The sequence below is a fragment of the Streptomyces iakyrus genome (assembly GCF_000717055.1).
GTDB lineage: Bacteria > Actinomycetota > Actinomycetes > Streptomycetales > Streptomycetaceae > Streptomyces > Streptomyces iakyrus.
Genome location: NZ_JNXI01000016.1, coordinates 379,865 through 396,606, shown reverse-complemented (window position 1 = coordinate 396,606; position 16,742 = coordinate 379,865). Strand labels below are relative to the sequence as shown.

The following is a 16,742-nucleotide window of genomic DNA, read 5'->3' as shown; positions in this document are numbered from 1 at the left end:
TACTGATGGTGCATGAGCAACGACGGGGGCGGGACGGACGACGCCCAGGGCCGGCTGGTCGGTGGGCGCTACCGGCTGGTCGAGCGCATCGGCTCCGGCGGCACGGGCACCGTCTGGCGGGCCCTCGACGAACGTGCGCAGCGTGAAGTCGCCGTCAGACAGCCGCGGTTGCCGGGCGATCCGCAGGACGGAAGCCACCGGCGGGCGGCCCACCGGCTGCACCGCGAGGCCCGGGCCGCCGCCCGCGTCGACCATCCCGCCGCCGTCACCATCCACGACGTGGTCGTCGAGGCGGAGCAGCACGACGAACAGCTGGGCCCCGTGGGGCCCGACGAACTCGACGCGGCCGAGGCGCTCGACGGACTGCCGTGGATCGTCATGGAGCTGGTGCCCGGCGAGTCCCTCCACGACAGACTCGGGCGCGGCCCGGTCGACGTGCCCGAAGCCGCCCGGATCGGACTCGCCGTGCTCGGTGCCCTGCGCGCCGCGCACGCGGTCGGCATCGTGCACCGGGACGTGAAGCCCGCCCATGTGCTGCTCGGCCCGCACCGGCGGGTCGTCGTCACCGACTTCGGCATCGCCCATGTGCAGAGCGAGGAGCTGCTCACCGCGAGCGGTAAGGCCGCCGCCGGCCCGCCGGACTACGTCGCCCCCGAGCGGATGTCCGGCCGCATCGCCGGGCCCGCCTCCGACCTGTGGTCCCTGGGTGCCCTGTTGTACGCGGCCGTCGAGGGCGCGTCCCCGTTCCTGCGGGCCACACCGGAGGCCACGGTCGCAGCGATCCTCGCCGCCGAGGCACCCGAACCGACTCGGGCCGGACCCCTGGGGCCGCTGATCGCACGGCTGCTGGTGCCGGACCCCGAACAGCGGCCGGATGCCGAGGAGGTCGCGAAGGAACTGGAGGCGGTGGCCGGGCCCGCACCGGCCGAGGTGGTGGCGCGGACGGCCGAGCACATACGGAAGGCGGACGACGAGACCGCAGCCCGGCCCGACCCGGTGCCCGCCGCCGTGTCCACAACCGTGCCGGCCGTCCAGCCCGCCTCCGCCACCCCACCCGTGCCCGCCCCCGCCTCCGCGGCCCCACCCATCCAGGACACGCAGCACGACCCCCTGCCCGCCAAACGCCCGAGCCTCCTCCGCCCCGGCCCCCTCGCCCTCCTCTCGGCGCTGCTCGCCGGCGGCATGGGGGCCGTCACGCAGCTCGCCGAGACCAGCAGCGCGGAGAGCGCCGGGCAGGCCGCCGACGTCTGGAGCCCGCACCCCGAGCCGGACATGGCTGCCGTTCTGCACCTGCCGCGCCACTACCGCCTGCTCGACCGGACCGGCGGCGCGGCCGGCCGGCCTCGCACGGTGCTCTACGGCGACGGGCGGACCGGCACGATCCAGGTCCGTCTCCTCTTCTGGGACCGGGCCCCGGCCTCCCCGGCGGACCAGGCCGTCAAGACGCGGGAGACCGGGGGAGAGACCCGGTACATCCGCACCGGCGTCCAGGGCCACGAAGCCGCCCTCGCCGACACCGCGTACCGCCGGGGTGAGATTGCCCGGCGGCTCATGCGGCTGGTCATCCGCACCGATGACGACCGCATGTACGAACTGCGCGTCGACATGCCCAGGGGCACACCGGAAGAGGAAGAGGGCACCTCGGTGTTCGAGGGGGCCCGGGAGCGGCTCGGGATCGTAAAAGGCTGAATCACACCCGCCGGTCAGCCCCAACGTCCTGATCAGCGCGTTTGTTGCCAGCAGTCACTGGCGTCGTGTGTGCACTCGGTGAAGCCGTATTACCGACGGGTACCCAAAGCCTCCGTCCCGGCATACCCTGCGCCTCATGACGGACGCGCAGGCCGCCGAGAAGACGGCAGAGACCGGCACGGCACAGACCGGCACGAACCCCCTCGCCCCCGCCCCGGAGGGCGCCCGCACCGCCGCGGACGTGGTGACGCCGGAGCTGGTCGCCCAGCTCACCAAGGGTGTGGCCGGCTCCGGCCGGACCGCCAACCACACGCCGTTCACCGGCGAGAAGCTGGCGGACCTCCCCGAGGCGACGCCCGAGGACGTGGCGGAGGCCTTCGAACTGGCCCGCGCCGCCCAGGCCGTGTGGGCGCAGACCCCCGTACGGCAGCGCGCCGCCGTCCTGCTGCGCTTCCACGACCTGGTGCTGGAGCGCCAGGCCGAGGTGCTCGACCTCATCCAGCTGGAGACCGGCAAGGCCCGGCTGCACGCCCACGAGGAGGTCCAGGCCGTCGCGGTCGCCGCCCGGCACTACGGTCGCAAGGCCCCCTCCTATCTGCGGCCCAAGCGGCACGCCGGCGCCATGCCGACCCTCACGAAGGTCACCGAACTGCGCCACCCGCGCGGGGTCGTGGGCCAGATCGCCCCCTGGAACTACCCCCTGGAGCTGTCGGTCGGCGACGCGCTCCCGGCCTTCGTCGCGGGCAACGCCGTCGTCATGAAGCCGGACACGGAGACGTGCCTGACCGCCCTGTGGGCCCGTGACCTGCTCATCGAGGCCGGGCTGCCCGCCGACGTCTTCCAGGTCGTGCTCGGCGACGGCCCGGTCGTCGGCCCGGAGGTCGTCCGGCACGCCGACTACGTCTCCTTCACCGGTTCCACCCGCACCGGCCGCGAGGTCGCCCAGGGGGCCGCCGCGCGGCTGGTCGGCGTCTCCCTCGAACTCGGCGGCAAGAACGCCATGCTGGTGCTGGAGGACGCCGACATCGAGAAGGCCGCGGCCGGAGCGGTCCGCGCCTGCTTCTCCTCCGCCGGCCAGCTCTGCATCTCGATCGAGCGGCTCTTCGTCCACGAGTCGATCGCGGACGCCTTCCTGGAGCGCTTCGCCGCCCGGACGAAGGCCATGCGCCTCGGCACGTCCCTGGCGTACGGCGCCGACATGGGGTCCCTGGTCGGGGAACGCCAGCTCGAAACGGTCACGCGGCACGTCGAGGAGGCCGTCGCCAAGGGCGCGAAGGTCGTCGCGGGCGGTGTGGCGCGCCCGGACATCGGCCCGTACTTCTTCGAGCCCACGATCCTCGACGGCGTCGCCACGGACATGTCCGTCTGCGGGGAGGAGACCTTCGGCCCGGTCGTGTCGGTCTATCGCTTCACCGACGAGGACGAGGTCATCGAGCGCGCCAACGCCACGGCGTACGGCCTCAATTCCTCGGTCTGGACGAAGAACGGCCGCCGCGGCCAGGAGGTCGCCGCCCGCCTGCGCACCGGCACGGTCAACATCAACGAGGGCTACGCCCCCGCCTACGGCAGCGTCCAGTCCCCGATGGGCGGCATGAAGGACTCGGGCCTCGGCCGCCGCCACGGCTCCGAGGGCATCCTCAAGTACACCGAGGCCCAGACGGTCGCCCACCAGCGCGTGCTCCCCATGGCCCCCTCGCTGGGCATGGACGACGAGAAGTACGCCCAGTTCATGAGCCGCAGCCTCCGCCTGATGAAGGCGTTCAGGTTCCGGTAAGCCACCCGCACCACCCGCACTGCACACTCGAAGGGGAGACGGCACGTGCCTCAGGACGCTTACGACTACGACGTCATCGTCGTGGGTTCCGGATTCGGCGGCTCGGTGACCGCCCTGCGCCTCACCGAGAAGGGCTACCGCGTAGGCGTCCTGGAGGCCGGCCGGCGCTTCACCCGCGAGACGCTCCCCAAGAACTCCTGGGACCTCAAGAACTACCTCTGGGCCCCGAAGCTCGGCATGTACGGCATCCAGCGCATCCACCTCCTGGGCAACGTCATGGTCCTGGCGGGCGCGGGCGTCGGCGGCGGTTCCCTCAACTACGCCAACACCCTCTACGTCCCGCCGAAGCCGTTCTTCGAGGACCCCCAGTGGCGTGACATCACCGACTGGCAGGAGGAGCTGAAGCCGTACTACGACCAGGCCCGCCGCATGCTGGGCGTACGGCTCAACCCGACCATGACGCCCTCGGACGTCCATCTGAAGGCCGCCGCTGAGCGGATGGGCTGCGGCGACTCCTTCCACATGGCCCCGGTCGGTGTGTTCTTCGGCGACGGAGAGGACGCCGACGGCACGGTGCAGGCAAGGCCCGGACAGGAGGTGCCCGACCCGTACTTCGGCGGTGCGGGCCCGTCCCGCAGGGCCTGCGCGGAGTGCGGCGAGTGCATGACCGGCTGCCGCCACGGCGCGAAGAACACCCTCAACGAGAACTACCTGCACCTTGCCGAGAAGGCCGGCGCGGTCGTCCACCCCATGACGACGGTCGTGTCGCTCACCGACGACTCGCGCGGCGGCTACGCCGTCGCCACCCTGCCCACCGACGACCGCGGCAAGAAGAAGGGCCGCACCTTCACGGCCCGCCGGGTCGTCCTCGCCGCCGGCACCTACGGCACGCAGACCCTGCTGCACCGCATGAAGGCGGGCGGTCAGCTGCCGCACCTCTCCGACCGGCTGGGCGAGCTGACCCGCACCAACTCCGAGGCCCTGGTCGGCGCCCAGACCGACGACCGGCGCTACCGCAAGGCACACGGCGCGCCCAAGGCCGACTTCACGCGGGGCGTGGCCATCACGTCCTCCATCCACCCGGACGCGAACACCCACATCGAGCCGGTCCGCTACGGCAAGGGATCCAACTCGATGGGCGGCCTGTCCATCCTCCAGGTCCCCTACGCCGGGACGAACTCGGGTGCCTCGCGGGTCCTGGGCTTCCTCGCCAACGCCGCGAAGCACCCGCTGCTGGTGCTGCGCTCCCTGTCGAACCGCCGCTGGTCGGAGCGGACCATCATCGGCCTGGTGATGCAGTCGCTGGACAACTCCCTGACGACGTACGTGAAACCGTCGGGTGTCGGCCGCGGCCTGCTCACCGCCCGGCAGGGCCACGGCGCCCCCAACCCCAAGCAGATCAAGGCCGCGACGGAGAGCGCCTCGGCCCTCGCCGCCGAGATCAACGGCTTCGCGGGCTCCAACGTGGGCGAACTGATGGGCACCCCGCTCACGGCCCACTTCCTGGGCGGCTGCCCCATCGGCGACTCCCGCGAGTCCGGCGTGATCGACCCGTACCACCGCCTCTACGGCCACCCCGGCATCTCCGTCGTCGACGGCGCCGCGGTCTCCGCCAACCTGGGCGTCAACCCCTCGCTCACCATCACCGCCCAGGCCGAGAGGGCGATGTCCTACTGGCCCAACAAGGGCGAGGAGGACCCGCGCCCGCAGCAGGGCACCTACGAGCGTCTCCAGCCCGTCGAGCCCAAGTCCCCGGCGGTTCCGGCGGAGGCGTTCGGCGCGCTGCGGCTGCCGTTCCTCGGCATGCCGGCCGTACCGCCGAAGAACTGAGCGCCCCGGCAACACAGAAGAGGGACCTGCGCCCCCCTCCGAGCGCAGGTCCCTCTTCTGCTTGGTGCTGCGGCCTGTGCCGGCCGCTCTGGCTTACGCCTGCGCGCCGGCCTTGCGGCGACGGACGACGAAGATCGCGCCGGCACCGGCGACGACCGCGGCACCGCCGACCAGGCTGATCATCGGCAGGGCGGAGCTGGAGCCGGTCTCGGCGAGGCTGCCGGTGACCTCCGGCGTGTTGCCGCTCGGCTTCTCGTCGGTGACGGGAGCCTTGCCGCCTTCCTGCGGCTTGGTGCCGCCGGTGTCCGTACCGGAGGAGACGATCTGGAACTTGTACGACACGTCACCGAAGCCGGTGCACTCGGCGTCGTTGTCGCCGTAGATCGTCGCGCCGAGCGAGAAGCCGGCGCCGACCGGGGCGGACTTGCTGACGTTGAGACGCAGCGGGATGTTGACCTCGTACTCGGGCTTCAGCTCGTCGGTGTAGCCGACGTAACCGACCGCGTAGCCGCCCTCGTTCAGGTCGACCCAGATCTTGTCCTGGGGGTCCCAGGCCTGGAGCTGGACCTGCTTGCTGGAGAACAGCTCCTCGCCGTTCTTGTCGGGGGAGGCCCCGGCGAAGAAGTCGAGGTCGTTCAGCGTGGAGTCGGAGTTGTTCAGCACGTTCAGCGAGAACTTGTGCCAGCCGCTGCCCGCCGCGATCTTGCCGGGCAGGCCGGAGATGCTCACGTCGACCTTGGTGTCCTCGCAGATCGAGGGCTCGGGGTCGGGGGACTCCGACTCCTCGGGCTCGGACGCGCTGGGCGCCGGGGAGGACTCGCTCGCGGACGCGCTCGGCGAGCTGGACGTCTCGGGAGCGGACTCGCTCACGGAGGCGCTCGGCGTCGGCGTCGTCTCGGCGGGGGTGGACTCGGTCACCGACGGCGAGGGCGACGTCTCGGGAGCGGACTCGCTCACCGACGCGCTCGGAGTCGGGGTCGTCTCGTCGGTCGCGTACGCGGCCGGTGCCGCGAGCAGTGCCACCGGGGCTATGACCGCCGTAGCGGCCGCTGCTGCCATGGCGCGGCGAAGCTTCATGAAGACCTCGGAAAGTCCGGCGTACCGCGGGATGCGGCACGAACGTTGGGGGAGGCCTCCGCGTGTGGGGCGCGGGAGTGGCCCTTGGTTCGGCAGGTTTGATCCGTGAAACCTGTGAATGGTTGTGCTGGCATTCACAGAATTCTTATGTGGGCTGAGTCACATCGGCGACCTTCCGGTGAAGGCTTGTGAAGGCGCTCTCCGCGCGCTTAGATCTTGGCTTCGTGTCTGAAAAGCCGTCCGACGACCAACCGTCGGCCTCGGAGATCCCCGACGACGTCTGGGAGCAGTTCACCCGCGACACCGAGCGGGACATCCGTTCCTCCGCCCCGAAGGAGCCCTCGGCACGAGCGCGCATGGTGACCGAGCGGCTGCGTGAACAGGACGCCCGGGGCGAGCTGCCGCCCGGATGGCGCACCGGCCCCGCTTGGCAGGAGATGAACGGGCGGGCCGCCCGACGCCGCAGACTGTGGGCCTTCATCGGCGTCCCCCTCGCCGCCGCCGTGGCGCTGGTGGCCCTCAAGCCGTCGCTGCTGCCCGGCGACCCCTTCCGCACCGGGGAGTCCGGGGCCGCGGAGGCCTCACCGCTGCCCGACGAGACGGCGGCTCCCACCGCCGCTCCCGGTGCGTCGGACCCCGAAACCCCCACCCTGGACCGGCCCTTCGCCGGCTCCCCTGCCGAGCGCTGGGCGGACGGCGAGGCCGGCATCGTCCTGCCCGAGGCGAAGGCCGTCGGCGCGGTCTCCGAGGACCGGGTGGAAGAGGCGCTGCGCCTGACGAAGAAGCTGCTGGTGGGCGCCAACCTCGACCCGAAGACCGTACGCGGGGCACGCCCGACGGCCGCGCTCTCCGTGCTCGACCCCAAGCAGCCCGAGCTCCTCGACGATCTCGACACCGGCCTGCGCTCCCCGAGTGAGAAGCACGACCCGGTGACGCTGTTCAGCCGCTTCGACCCCGACGAGGTGCGGCCGGCCGGTGACGTGATCAAGAGCCGGGGACGCATGACGTTCAAGAAGGGCACGCAGGGGGGTGTGGCCGTGCGCGCCGACTACACTTTCGTCTACCCCGTCGTCCGGGCGGACGGCCCCACCGAGGTCGCCCGCACCATCGTGCGCCGCGTCCTCGACGTCGAACTCGCCGACCCCGGCCGCTACGAGGTCACCCCCGGCCGCCTGCTCCTGATGAACTACGACCAGGAGATAGGCAACTCCTCCTGCTTCGTCAACGACGGCTACCTGCACCCGGAGTTCTCGTCGAGCAGGTCCGCGGGCCCGGACCCGAGCGGGCCGGCGACGGACCCGTACGACCGGAGCAGGGAGCTCGAACGCGGCGACGGCGGCGACTGCGGGACGGTGACCCGCACCTGACGCTCCGCCGGCGATGCCGACGCAGAGCGAAGGGCCCCGCGGGGTGGAGCCGCAGGGCCCTTCTTCTCGTCAGCACCGACGTCAGGGCAGCGCCGGTGCCTGGAAGCGGCGCCGGGGGGTTGCGCCGCTGGTCTGTACCTCTGGCAGTGGGGCAATGAGGGGGTCCGCGAGGGGACTTGGACCGTGTAGGCATCGTGCTGGATGAACGCGGCGCCCGCAACCGTTTGACCCAGACTTGTGCATTTATGCAAGGTCCGCGGTCGGCCCCGGGCGTCCCCGGGGCCGACCGTTCTCTTGGGTGACCGGGCTGCTGTCCCCTGCCGTCCGGTCACTTCCCTGGAGCGAGGTCCCACGACGCACGGCACGATCCGTGCGTCTCATCGCCCCAGTGAGCCACGCGTGGTTCTTTCGGGCCCGCGCCTGGCTGGCACGGACACCGGGACCAACGAGTCGGCTGCGGGACGGTCACGCGCCGTACGGGTGAGGAGGGGCCGCACGGGTGTCCTGCGCATGCGGGTTCAGATCTTGCCGCGGCACAGCTCCAGCAGGGTCATCGCGAGCGCGGTGCCCGGCTTGCCCAGCGCCTGCCGGTAGTGGCCGAGCACGTCCATCTCGCGGGACAGGTTCACGCGCCGCCCGCCGGAGGCGATCCGCGCATCCTGGATGACGGCCGAGACGGCCACCCGTTCCTGGATCAGGCCGATGATCCGGTCGTCGAGCGCGTCGATCCGCTCGCGCGCTCCGGTGATCACGTCGGCGGCCTCGGCAGTGCGGGCGCCGGTCACGTCGATGGCGGTCATAAGGGGCTCCTGGTGGTCAGGGGCTGCCCCGGGGCGGCACGGCCCGGACGACGACAGGCGCCCCGGGCCTTGTCGGCCCGGGGCGCCTGGGAAGTCGCTTGTCAGTTGCTCAAGCAGCACGACCATGGCGTCCGGCGGGCCGGATGCCATAGGTAAAGACGAACGTCTGGTGCTTGAGCATGGGGCAAGTATGCACCGGGCCCCGGAGCCGTCCAAGCCGGTTCGCATCCTGAGACGGGGCTCCCTCCCGGCACACGGAAGGAGCCCGGCGGCCCCCCGGTAGAATCGGGTGCACAAGACCCCCGCCCCACCGCCGGAAGGCACCCCGTGTCATCAGCGACTCCTGCTGCCAACGCCGCCGACACCGTCCTGGTCGTCGACTTCGGCGCGCAGTACGCCCAGCTCATCGCCCGTCGTGTCCGCGAGGCGCGGGTCTACAGCGAGATCGTGCCGAGCACCATGCCGGTCCGGGAGATGCTCGCCAAGAACCCCGCGGCGATCATCCTCTCCGGCGGCCCCTCGTCGGTCTACGCGGAGGGCGCGCCCAGCCTCGACCGCGAGATCTTCGAGGCCGGCGTCCCCGTCTTCGGTATGTGCTACGGCTTCCAGCTGATGGCGAGCACCCTCGGCGGCACCGTCGACAACACCGGCGCCCGCGAGTACGGCCGCACCGACCTGCACGTCTCCAAGGTGTCCTCCACCCTCTTCGAGGGCACCCCCGCCGAGCAGCCCGTCTGGATGTCGCACGGCGACGCCTGCTCCGCCGCCCCCGAGGGCTTCTCCGTCACGGCCTCCACGGACGTCGTCCCGGTCGCCGCCTTCGAGAACGACGAGAAGAAGCTGTACGGCGTCCAGTACCACCCCGAGGTGATGCACTCCACGCACGGGCAGCAGGTGCTGGAGCACTTCCTCTACCGGGGCGCGGGTCTGACCCCGTCCTGGACGACGGGCAACGTCATCGAGGAGCAGGTCGCCGCCATCCGCGAGCAGGTCGGCGACAAGCGCGCCATCTGCGGCCTGTCCGGCGGCGTGGACTCCGCGGTCGCCGCTGCCCTCGTCCAGAAGGCCATCGGCTCCCAGCTGACCTGCGTGTACGTCGACCACGGCCTGATGCGCAAGGGCGAGACCGAGCAGGTCGAGAAGGACTTCGTGGCCGCGACCGGCGTGCAGCTGAAGGTCGTGGACGCCGAGGAGCGGTTCCTCAAGGCGCTGGCCGGGGTCTCCGACCCCGAGGAGAAGCGGAAGATCATCGGCCGCGAGTTCATCCGGGTCTTCGAGCAGGCCCAGGCCGAGATCATCGCCGACGAGGGCCCGGCCGTGGAATTCCTCGTCCAGGGCACGCTCTACCCGGACGTGGTCGAGTCCGGCGGCGGCACCGGCACCGCCAACATCAAGTCCCACCACAACGTCGGCGGTCTGCCGGAGGACCTCGAGTTCCAGCTGATCGAGCCGCTGCGCAAGCTCTTCAAGGACGAGGTCCGCATGGTCGGCCAGGAGCTCGGCCTGCCGGAGGAGATCGTCCAGCGCCAGCCGTTCCCCGGCCCCGGCCTCGGCATCCGCATCGTCGGCGAGGTCACCAAGGAGCGCCTGGATCTGCTGCGTGAGGCCGACGCCATCGCCCGCGAGGAGCTGACGGCGGCCGGTCTCGACCGGGACATCTGGCAGTGCCCGGTGGTCCTCCTCGCGGACGTCCGCAGCGTCGGCGTCCAGGGCGACGGCCGGACGTACGGCCACCCCATCGTCCTGCGCCCCGTCTCGTCCGAGGACGCCATGACGGCCGACTGGTCGCGCCTGCCGTACGAGGTCCTGGCGAAGATTTCGACCCGGATCACCAACGAGGTGCGCGACGTCAACCGCGTCGTCCTCGACGTGACCTCGAAGCCCCCGGGCACCATCGAGTGGGAGTGACCCCTGCCTAGGTGCGCTTGATCGTGCGCAGGGGCGCGCCGGGTGTCCAGGCCTGGACGACGAGATACGTGTCGTCCTCGATGTAGGTCCGTACGACCTCCGTCAGCTCGGTGCGGAAGAGGTGGAACTGCTCCGGCGGCTCCACCTCTTCGACGTACGCGGCCTTGGTCTCCACGTCGTCGACCTCGATCGCCCGGCCGCTGATCCGGACATCGCCGCCGCCCATGCCCGTGCCCTCCCCGGGGTTCGCCTGGAGTGCGAAGCGCGGGTCACGGCGCAGGTCGAGGGCCTTGAGCGAGTCCGGCATCATGCCGAGCCACAGCTCGCCGTTCAGGAACCGCACCTCCAGGCCGCTGGTGCGGGGCGAACCGTCCTTACGGAGGGTGGCGAGGATGTGGTGGGTGTAGGCGCCGAAGCGCTTCTCGACGGTGTCGGCCAGATCCGGTTCGGCGGTGGCGAAAGCAGCCCAGTTCGCTGTCATGGGAAGAGTGTCCCGCCGAGATCCGACATCTTCTGTCGGCTATTCGTGGGGTGGGGGAGCCCGGGGGCACTCGGATGGGCACAGGGTGCTCACAGGGGCGCTCGTGGCATCTTCACGAATCGCTCCTGTTCTTCCCGGCCTCACGGACGGTAACTTCCGCCCGTACGCAGAACCAGTGCTGGAGGACCTATGCACGGGCCCACGCCGCCCCTGCCCCTGCCCACCGACCGGCTGCGGTTCGCCATGCCGCCGATGCACGAGTCGGTCGAGGACGAGCGCAGGCACCGCAAGGAACGGCTCGCGGGCGCCCTGAGGATCTTCGGGCGGCTCGGCTACGAGGACGGCGTCTCCGGGCACATCACCGCCCGCGACCCGGAATTCACCGACTGCTTCTGGGTCAACCCGTTCGGGATGCCCTTCCGGCACGTCACCGTGAGCGACCTCGTGCTGGCCAACCAGGACGGCCAGGTCGTCGAGGGCGGCTACCACGTCAACCAGGCGGCCTTCACCGTGCACGCCCAGGTCCACGCGGCCCGGCCGGACGTGGTCGCCGTCGCCCACTGCCACTCGGTGCACGGCCGGGCGCTCGCGGCCCTCGGCGAGCTGCTGGAGCCGATCACCCAGGAGAGCTGCGCCTTCTACGAGGACCACGCCCTCTACGACACGTACACCGGCGTCTCCGTCGACGCCGAGGAGGGGCGGCGCATCGCCGAGGTGCTCGGCTCCCGCAAGGCGCTCGTGCTGCGCAACCACGGGCTGCTGACCGTCGGCGACTCGGTGGACGCGGCGGCCTGGTGGTTCGTGTCGATGGAGCGCTCCTGCCAGGTCCAGCTGACGGCCCAGGCAGCCGGGCGACCGGTCCGCATCGATCACCGGATGGCGGTGGCGACGCGGGAGCAGCTGGGCGGCGACCTGGTGGCGTGGATCAACTACCAGCCGATGTGGGAGGACGTCAGCCGGAGCGAGCCGGGTCTGCTGGGCTGACGCCGGAGCAGCCGGGCCGGCCGTCAGAAGTCGCGCAGCACCACCGCCTTCGTCCTGGCGAACTCCTCGTCCGTGAGGACGCCGTCGCGGTGGAGCCGGCCCAGCTCGCGCAGCCGCCGCAGGAGGACGTCGTGGTGGTCGGAGACGGGCGGCGGCACGGGGACGGCGCAGGCGGGGAGTTCACCGGTGGCGGTGGCGGTGGCGGTGGCGGTGTGCGTGGACGGGTGCGGCAGCCGGGCGGTGACGGCCGCCGCGACGAGCGCGGTGAGCAGGTCCCGGCGGGTGCTGCCCCACAGGTCCAGGGCGTACGGGTCCTTGTCCGGCGGAAGCTTCGAGAGCACCGTCTCGCGGGTCACGAAGCGCAGCGAACCGTCCTCGTGGCGGGTGTTCGGCAACCACTCGACCCGCACGAGGTCGCCCATGGTGATGATCCGCGGGCCGGTGGCGCGTTTGACCCGTTCGGAGGTGTCGGCCCAGTCGATCCGTATCCGCGTGCCGTCGAAGGAGACCGTCCCGTCCGAGGTGCGCACGGACACCGGAACCGGCGGGCCGGGCAGCAGATAGGCCTCCGTCGGCCCCTGCGGGACCCGGTCGAGGAGCAGCGCGCGGCGGATCTCCTCGGCGACGTACTCGGCCGCCCCCGTCCGGTCGGCGTCCACCGTCAGCCGGTAGGGGTCGGCCGCGCCGGGCAGCCGCCCGCCGGTCGCCTGGAGCAGGGGGTCCGCGCCGTCACGCAGCCGTAACCGCAGCCGCCCGTGCCCGCGTGCGGCTTCCAGGACGACGCCGGAGACCGCCGCGAGCGGCACGGTGATCTCCCCGTACGTGCGCCGGAGCAGCGGCACGGAGCGGTGCAGGCCGGGCGTGATCCGGAGCGTGTCGCCGTCGAAGGCCCAGGTCCCGTCACGCTGGATGATCTCGGCCATAGGGGAATTCTCCCAGCCGGGTCAACACGGCACGCCGGACTTCACCCGTGTTGGCCAGTCCGGGCGGACGTGAGCCGGGTGGTGTAGGGCACAATTCGCTGTCGTCGCACGGGAGTTGCACAGCGGCGTTCCGGGGTCCGGAAGGCCGGCGGTGGATGGGTCGCGGGAAGGCGGTCGTCGGGCGTGGCGGTGCGGGAGGCGGGACAGGGCGGCGCGGACGCGGGCGGGTACGCACGTGCGCGTGCGGATGCCTATGCCGGGGGATACACCGGCGGTTACCCCGGTGGTCAGCCGGACGGCCCGGGAGGCGCTCACGGGGGCGGGTGCGCCTGCGGGGACTGTCCGCACGGTGCGCGCGAGGGGCACCGGCGGGCCGTCGCCGCGTTCCTGCGCCGGCGTGACGAGTTCGCTGCCGGGCAGGGGCTGCCGGCCGCAGTGGCCCACTCCGCGTCGGCCTCCCGCCAGTGGGTCTCCGAGGAACTGGCGCAGTCCGCCGAGCACGTCGCCGAGCGGGGGCGGGCCGAGGGGCAGGCCTGGCTGACAGGTCTGTGGCGGCGCACGGCGGGTGTCGTGTGGGCCGCCGTGGTGCTGTTGCTGCTCGGGCAGGCCCTCACGGCGGTCGGCGCGGGCTGGACGGCTGCGCGTACGGCCGGGCTGGCCGCGGCCCTGGTGCTGGCCTCGTCGCTGACCGCCGCGTCGTGGTTCCACCGGGCGAAGGGCGGCGTGCTGGCGCCCGTGATCGGGGAGGACAACCGGCTGTCCACCTCCCGCACGGTCGCCGCGGCATGGGTGCTCTTCGTGGCCTACGCGGTGCTCGTCCTCGCGGGGCGGCTGGCCGCCGCCTCCCGGCACCGGGAACGGGACGCGCTGATCTCCGGGCTGGACCTCGCCCGGGGCGCCGGGATCGTGACCGTACTGGCCGTGCTGTGCGGGATCGCCGTGCTCGTGCGGCGGGTGGTCGGGCTGCGGGTGCTGGGGCAACGGCTGCAGAAGGTGCGTGCCGACCGGCCCCGGGCCGCCGACCTGCTGACCGACGACGCCGGCCGGGGCACCTTCGCCGACATCCAGTACGTCGTGGTCAGCGGGGTCGCCCTGGTCTTCGCCGCGGTCCGGCTGGCCAGGCGGCCGGAGCAGCTGCCCGACCTGCCCTGGGGGCTGGCCGTGGTGGTGCTCGTGTCGGCGGCGACCTATCTCGCCGGCAAGTACGCGGAGGGCGGCCGGCCGGTCATCCTCTCCGTGGTCCGGGCCCGGGAGGCGGGCGACCTGGACGGGCCGATCCGCACGGGGGACGACATCGAGATCCGGGGTGCCGGGTTCGTGCCACCGGGAGCGCAGGGGGCCGACCGGCTGGCCCGGATGGTCGTGCGCGTGGGCGCGGTGCACGTCCATGTGCCGCTGATCCCGGTTCCCGGAGGGTTCCGCAACCCCACGGACACCCTGCTCACAGTGCCGGTGCCGGCGGATGTCGAACCGGGAAGGGTGGAGGTGCAGGTCGTCACGGCGGCCGGGATGGAGACCAACCGGTACGCGGTCGACGTGACGGAGTGAGCGACGGGCCCCTCGGGCGCCCCGCACCGCCCGGCCCGACGAAACAAGCCGGTGACACAGGATTGAGCGCGCTTCGTTTGTCGTACGTATTGTCTGTCGAGGGGTCTCGGCACCGGCGAGAGGCGGCTAGCAGCGATGACTCACGGTATGCGAACGGACACGCACTCCCCCCACTTCGGCGACGGGGGAGGCTGGCGGGACAACGCCACCCGCTACGCCCTGCTGCCCCTGCGCGTCTTCCTCGGCGTCACCTTCATCTACGCCGGCCTGGACAAGCTCACCGACAGCGCCTTCATGAAGGACTCCGGTGCCGGCTCGATCGGCGACATGATGCGTGCCGTCCGCGACTCCTCCGCCATCCCCGCCCTGGTCGACCTCTCCCTGAAGAACCCCGTCGGTTTCGGCTACGCCATCGCCTTCGGCGAACTGGCCGTCGGCATCGGAACCCTGCTCGGCCTCCTGGCCCGTCTGGCCGCACTCGGCGGCGCCCTGATCTCCCTGAGCCTGTGGCTGACCGTGAGCTGGGCCTCCGACCCGTACTACTACGGCAACGACCTCGCCTACCTCATGGCCTGGACCCCTCTGATCCTCGCGGGCGCGCCCCTGCTGTCCCTCGACGCCGCGCTGCGGTCACGGCGACGGCAGCGCAGCGGCGGCTACCAGTAGCGGGCCGGGCACCGTCACGCCAGGTCCGCGCCCGTACGGCCCCCCTGGCGGCGGCGCCGCACGCGCCCCGTCAGCAACGCCACCAAGCCGGCCAGGCACAGCCCGCCCGTGACGAGGGGGATCACCACGAACCACGGGATCTGCCAGGCGCTGCCCGCGTCACCGGCGTAGAGGATGCCCGCCAGTACGAGGACGAGGCCGGCGATCAGCTTTCCGGGCTGGAACTCATGACGCAGCACGGGTCACCTCCGCCTGGCCCATGCCGACCTGGAGGTCCAGGTCGATGGTGCCGGACTTCTCGACGCCTCCGGCGGGGGAGAGGGTGATCTCCTGGTGCTGGTCCGGCTGCACGTCCACGTCCTTCGGGTCGTCGCCCGGCAGCTGGAGGTCGCCTATGCCCACCTCGACGTTCAGCCGCACGGTCACGTCCTCGGGGACGAGCACCTTGATCCGGCCCAAGCCGACCTCCGCCCGGGTCGTGACCGTCTGCTTCCCCGACACGTCCAGCTTGCTCAGATCCAGGGTGCCGACGCCGGTGCCCAGGTCGTACCGCGGCCGTACGTCCGCCACCGCTGCGGGCTGCCAGGTGGTGCGCGACCAGTGGGTGTCGATGTCCTTGGGCAGGGCCGCCGCGCCGGCGAGCAGGCCGGCCGTGATGATCGCCAGGAAGACCGAGCCGGCGCCGGTCCTGCCCAGGAAGGCGCTGACGGCTATGCCCAGGCCCAGGACGACGAGTGCACAGGACAGGCCCGTCTGCAGGCTGGTGCCGAGCGGGTGGCCGTCCCACGTGCGGCTGGTGCCCAGGGCTCCCGCGAGCAGGGCCAGCAGGAAGACCGAGCCGCCGATCGAGCGCGGCCCGCGCGGCTGGGGCGGCCGGGGGCGCGGGGCGGGTATGTCCTGGCGGGCACCCGGCCGCGTACCCAGGCTGATGTTGAGGGCCGCGGCGACATCGAGGTCATGGGGGTCGCGGGGGCCCCAGAGGTAGCCCGTGCCGCCGATGTGGGTGCCGTCCTTGACGATCGGGTCGCGCCACCAGGACGGGGTGGTGAGGAACACCGGCGGCGCCTGGGGTTCCGGCGGGGCGTCGGCGACGGCCTGTGCGGCCAGGGGATCGGGGCTGGGGGCGCCGCGGTGACGCGACCAGTAGCCGGCGCCCGCGAGGAGGAGGGAGAGGACGACGGCGAAGGTCAGGACCCCGCCGTTGTTCAGCATCGTCAGGAACACCCCGCAGCCCACCAGCGCGAACAGCACGGCCGCGAGGGCCTGCCCGTCGACCCGGCCGGTGAGCAGTTTGCGGACCTCGTTCTTCTCCTCGTCGTCGTACGGGACGAAGAGCCAGGCGAAGCCGTAGAAGAGCAGGCCGATGCCGCCGGTGGCGGAGAGCACGGCGAGGGTGATGCGGAAGATCACCGGGTCCATGTCGCACTGCCGCCCGAGCCCCGCGCAGACGCCGGCCAGGGTCTTGTGGCGGCGGTCGCGGCGGAACGCGTGGGGCGGGCCCGGTGGGACACCGTCTTCGGCGGGGGCGGCCGGGCCGGGTGCTCCTCCCTGCTCTCCCGCGCCCGCGCGCCCGGGCGCGGGACCCGCGGCGGGCGCGGCATCCTGCGGCCCGGCGCCCGGGGCGGGGCGCGGGCCGGAGCCGGGTCCCGGACCCGTCGCGGCGTGCTCGTGATCGGTCATGGGTCCATGGTGACG

The 16,742-nt window shown here is 72.2% G+C and carries 14 protein-coding genes; 8 read left to right on the top strand and 6 right to left on the bottom strand.

The annotated features are described in order from the left end of the window. The first annotated feature begins 12 nt into the window (after nt 1–12). From OO68_RS26420 to OO68_RS26410, 3 genes are all read left to right on the top strand, one after another. Nucleotides 13–1,689, top strand: a complete 1,677-nt coding sequence (locus OO68_RS26420) for a serine/threonine-protein kinase (protein WP_033311536.1) — start codon at nt 13–15, stop codon at nt 1,687–1,689. Nucleotides 1,690–1,825: 136 nt separating this feature from the next. Beyond that, entirely contained in the window at nt 1,826–3,463 is a 1,638-nt protein-coding gene (locus tag OO68_RS26415; protein ID WP_033311535.1) for a succinic semialdehyde dehydrogenase, read from the top strand. Nucleotides 3,464–3,508: 45 nt separating this feature from the next. Further along, the gene (locus OO68_RS26410; RefSeq protein ID WP_033311534.1) at nt 3,509–5,293 is read left to right on the top strand and encodes a GMC family oxidoreductase N-terminal domain-containing protein; all 1,785 of its coding nucleotides are present in this window, start codon (nt 3,509–3,511) and stop codon (nt 5,291–5,293) included. 93 nt (nt 5,294–5,386) lie between these two features. Here OO68_RS26410 and OO68_RS26405 read toward each other — a convergent pair whose 3' ends face one another. Then, the gene (locus OO68_RS26405) at nt 5,387–6,370 is read right to left on the bottom strand and encodes an LAETG motif-containing sortase-dependent surface protein (RefSeq protein WP_033311532.1); all 984 of its coding nucleotides are present in this window, start codon (nt 6,368–6,370) and stop codon (nt 5,387–5,389) included. Nucleotides 6,371–6,594: 224 nt separating this feature from the next. Here OO68_RS26405 and OO68_RS26400 point away from each other — a divergent pair, with 224 nt between their 5' ends. Beyond that, on the top strand, nt 6,595–7,737 hold the full coding sequence (locus OO68_RS26400) for a hypothetical protein (protein ID WP_033311530.1): 1,143 nt from the start codon (nt 6,595–6,597) through the stop codon (nt 7,735–7,737). 518 nt (nt 7,738–8,255) lie between these two features. On the opposite strand, the gene OO68_RS26395 is transcribed toward OO68_RS26400, so the two are convergent. After that, entirely contained in the window at nt 8,256–8,663 is a 408-nt protein-coding gene (locus tag OO68_RS26395) for a chorismate mutase (protein ID WP_439332897.1), read from the bottom strand. Nucleotides 8,664–8,864: 201 nt separating this feature from the next. On the opposite strand from OO68_RS26395, the gene guaA reads away from it, so the two are divergent. Then, a complete protein-coding gene (gene guaA, locus OO68_RS26390) occupies nt 8,865–10,445 on the top strand; it encodes a glutamine-hydrolyzing GMP synthase (protein WP_033311527.1) in 1,581 nt (526 codons plus the stop codon). 7 nt (nt 10,446–10,452) lie between these two features. On the opposite strand, the gene OO68_RS26385 is transcribed toward guaA, so the two are convergent. Continuing rightward, the gene (locus OO68_RS26385) at nt 10,453–10,926 is read right to left on the bottom strand and encodes a pyridoxamine 5'-phosphate oxidase family protein (protein WP_033311525.1); all 474 of its coding nucleotides are present in this window, start codon (nt 10,924–10,926) and stop codon (nt 10,453–10,455) included. Nucleotides 10,927–11,115: 189 nt separating this feature from the next. Here OO68_RS26385 and OO68_RS26380 point away from each other — a divergent pair, with 189 nt between their 5' ends. Continuing rightward, nucleotides 11,116–11,910: a class II aldolase/adducin family protein gene (locus OO68_RS26380; protein ID WP_033311523.1), complete on the top strand. Its 795-nt coding sequence runs from the start codon at nt 11,116–11,118 to the stop codon at nt 11,908–11,910. Between the two features lie 23 nt (nt 11,911–11,933). On the opposite strand, the gene OO68_RS26375 is transcribed toward OO68_RS26380, so the two are convergent. Next, nucleotides 11,934–12,833 carry a DUF4429 domain-containing protein gene (locus OO68_RS26375; RefSeq protein WP_033311522.1) on the bottom strand — a complete coding sequence of 300 codons (900 nt, stop codon included), beginning with the start codon at nt 12,831–12,833 and terminating at the stop codon, nt 11,934–11,936. A gap of 183 nt (nt 12,834–13,016) precedes the next feature. Here OO68_RS26375 and OO68_RS26370 point away from each other — a divergent pair, with 183 nt between their 5' ends. Together OO68_RS26370 and OO68_RS26365 are read left to right on the top strand one after the other, a co-directional pair. Continuing rightward, entirely contained in the window at nt 13,017–14,381 is a 1,365-nt protein-coding gene (locus OO68_RS26370) for a hypothetical protein (protein ID WP_078625460.1), read from the top strand. 135 nt (nt 14,382–14,516) lie between these two features. After that, nucleotides 14,517–15,047, top strand: coding sequence for a DoxX family membrane protein (locus OO68_RS26365; RefSeq protein WP_033311520.1), 531 nt, complete (start codon nt 14,517–14,519; stop codon nt 15,045–15,047). 14 nt (nt 15,048–15,061) lie between these two features. Here OO68_RS26365 and OO68_RS26360 read toward each other — a convergent pair whose 3' ends face one another. Then, the gene (locus tag OO68_RS26360) at nt 15,062–15,286 is read right to left on the bottom strand and encodes a hypothetical protein (protein WP_033311518.1); all 225 of its coding nucleotides are present in this window, start codon (nt 15,284–15,286) and stop codon (nt 15,062–15,064) included. Beyond that, nucleotides 15,273–16,727, bottom strand: coding sequence for a PspC domain-containing protein (locus OO68_RS26355; protein WP_033311516.1), 1,455 nt, complete (start codon nt 16,725–16,727; stop codon nt 15,273–15,275). The genes OO68_RS26360 and OO68_RS26355 overlap by 14 nt, the downstream gene beginning before the upstream one ends. Nucleotides 16,728–16,742: the final 15 nt, after the last annotated feature.

Bases quoted from the DNA above. Each gene is read 5' to 3' on its own strand.
- OO68_RS26385 (WP_033311525.1), bottom strand. From the start codon at position 10,926: ATGACAGCGAACTGGGCTGCTTTCGCCACCGCCGAACCGGATCTGGCC.
- OO68_RS26405 (WP_033311532.1), bottom strand. From the start codon at position 6,370: ATGAAGCTTCGCCGCGCCATGGCAGCAGCGGCCGCTACGGCGGTCATA.
- OO68_RS26395 (WP_439332897.1), bottom strand. From the start codon at position 8,663: ATGGTCGTGCTGCTTGAGCAACTGACAAGCGACTTCCCAGGCGCCCCG.
- OO68_RS26375 (WP_033311522.1), bottom strand. From the start codon at position 12,833: ATGGCCGAGATCATCCAGCGTGACGGGACCTGGGCCTTCGACGGCGAC.
- OO68_RS26365 (WP_033311520.1), top strand. From the start codon at position 14,517: ATGACTCACGGTATGCGAACGGACACGCACTCCCCCCACTTCGGCGAC.
- OO68_RS26380 (WP_033311523.1), top strand. From the start codon at position 11,116: ATGCACGGGCCCACGCCGCCCCTGCCCCTGCCCACCGACCGGCTGCGG.
- OO68_RS26355 (WP_033311516.1), bottom strand. From the start codon at position 16,727: ATGACCGATCACGAGCACGCCGCGACGGGTCCGGGACCCGGCTCCGGC.
- OO68_RS26415 (WP_033311535.1), top strand. From the start codon at position 1,826: ATGACGGACGCGCAGGCCGCCGAGAAGACGGCAGAGACCGGCACGGCA.
- OO68_RS26420 (WP_033311536.1), top strand. From the start codon at position 13: ATGAGCAACGACGGGGGCGGGACGGACGACGCCCAGGGCCGGCTGGTC.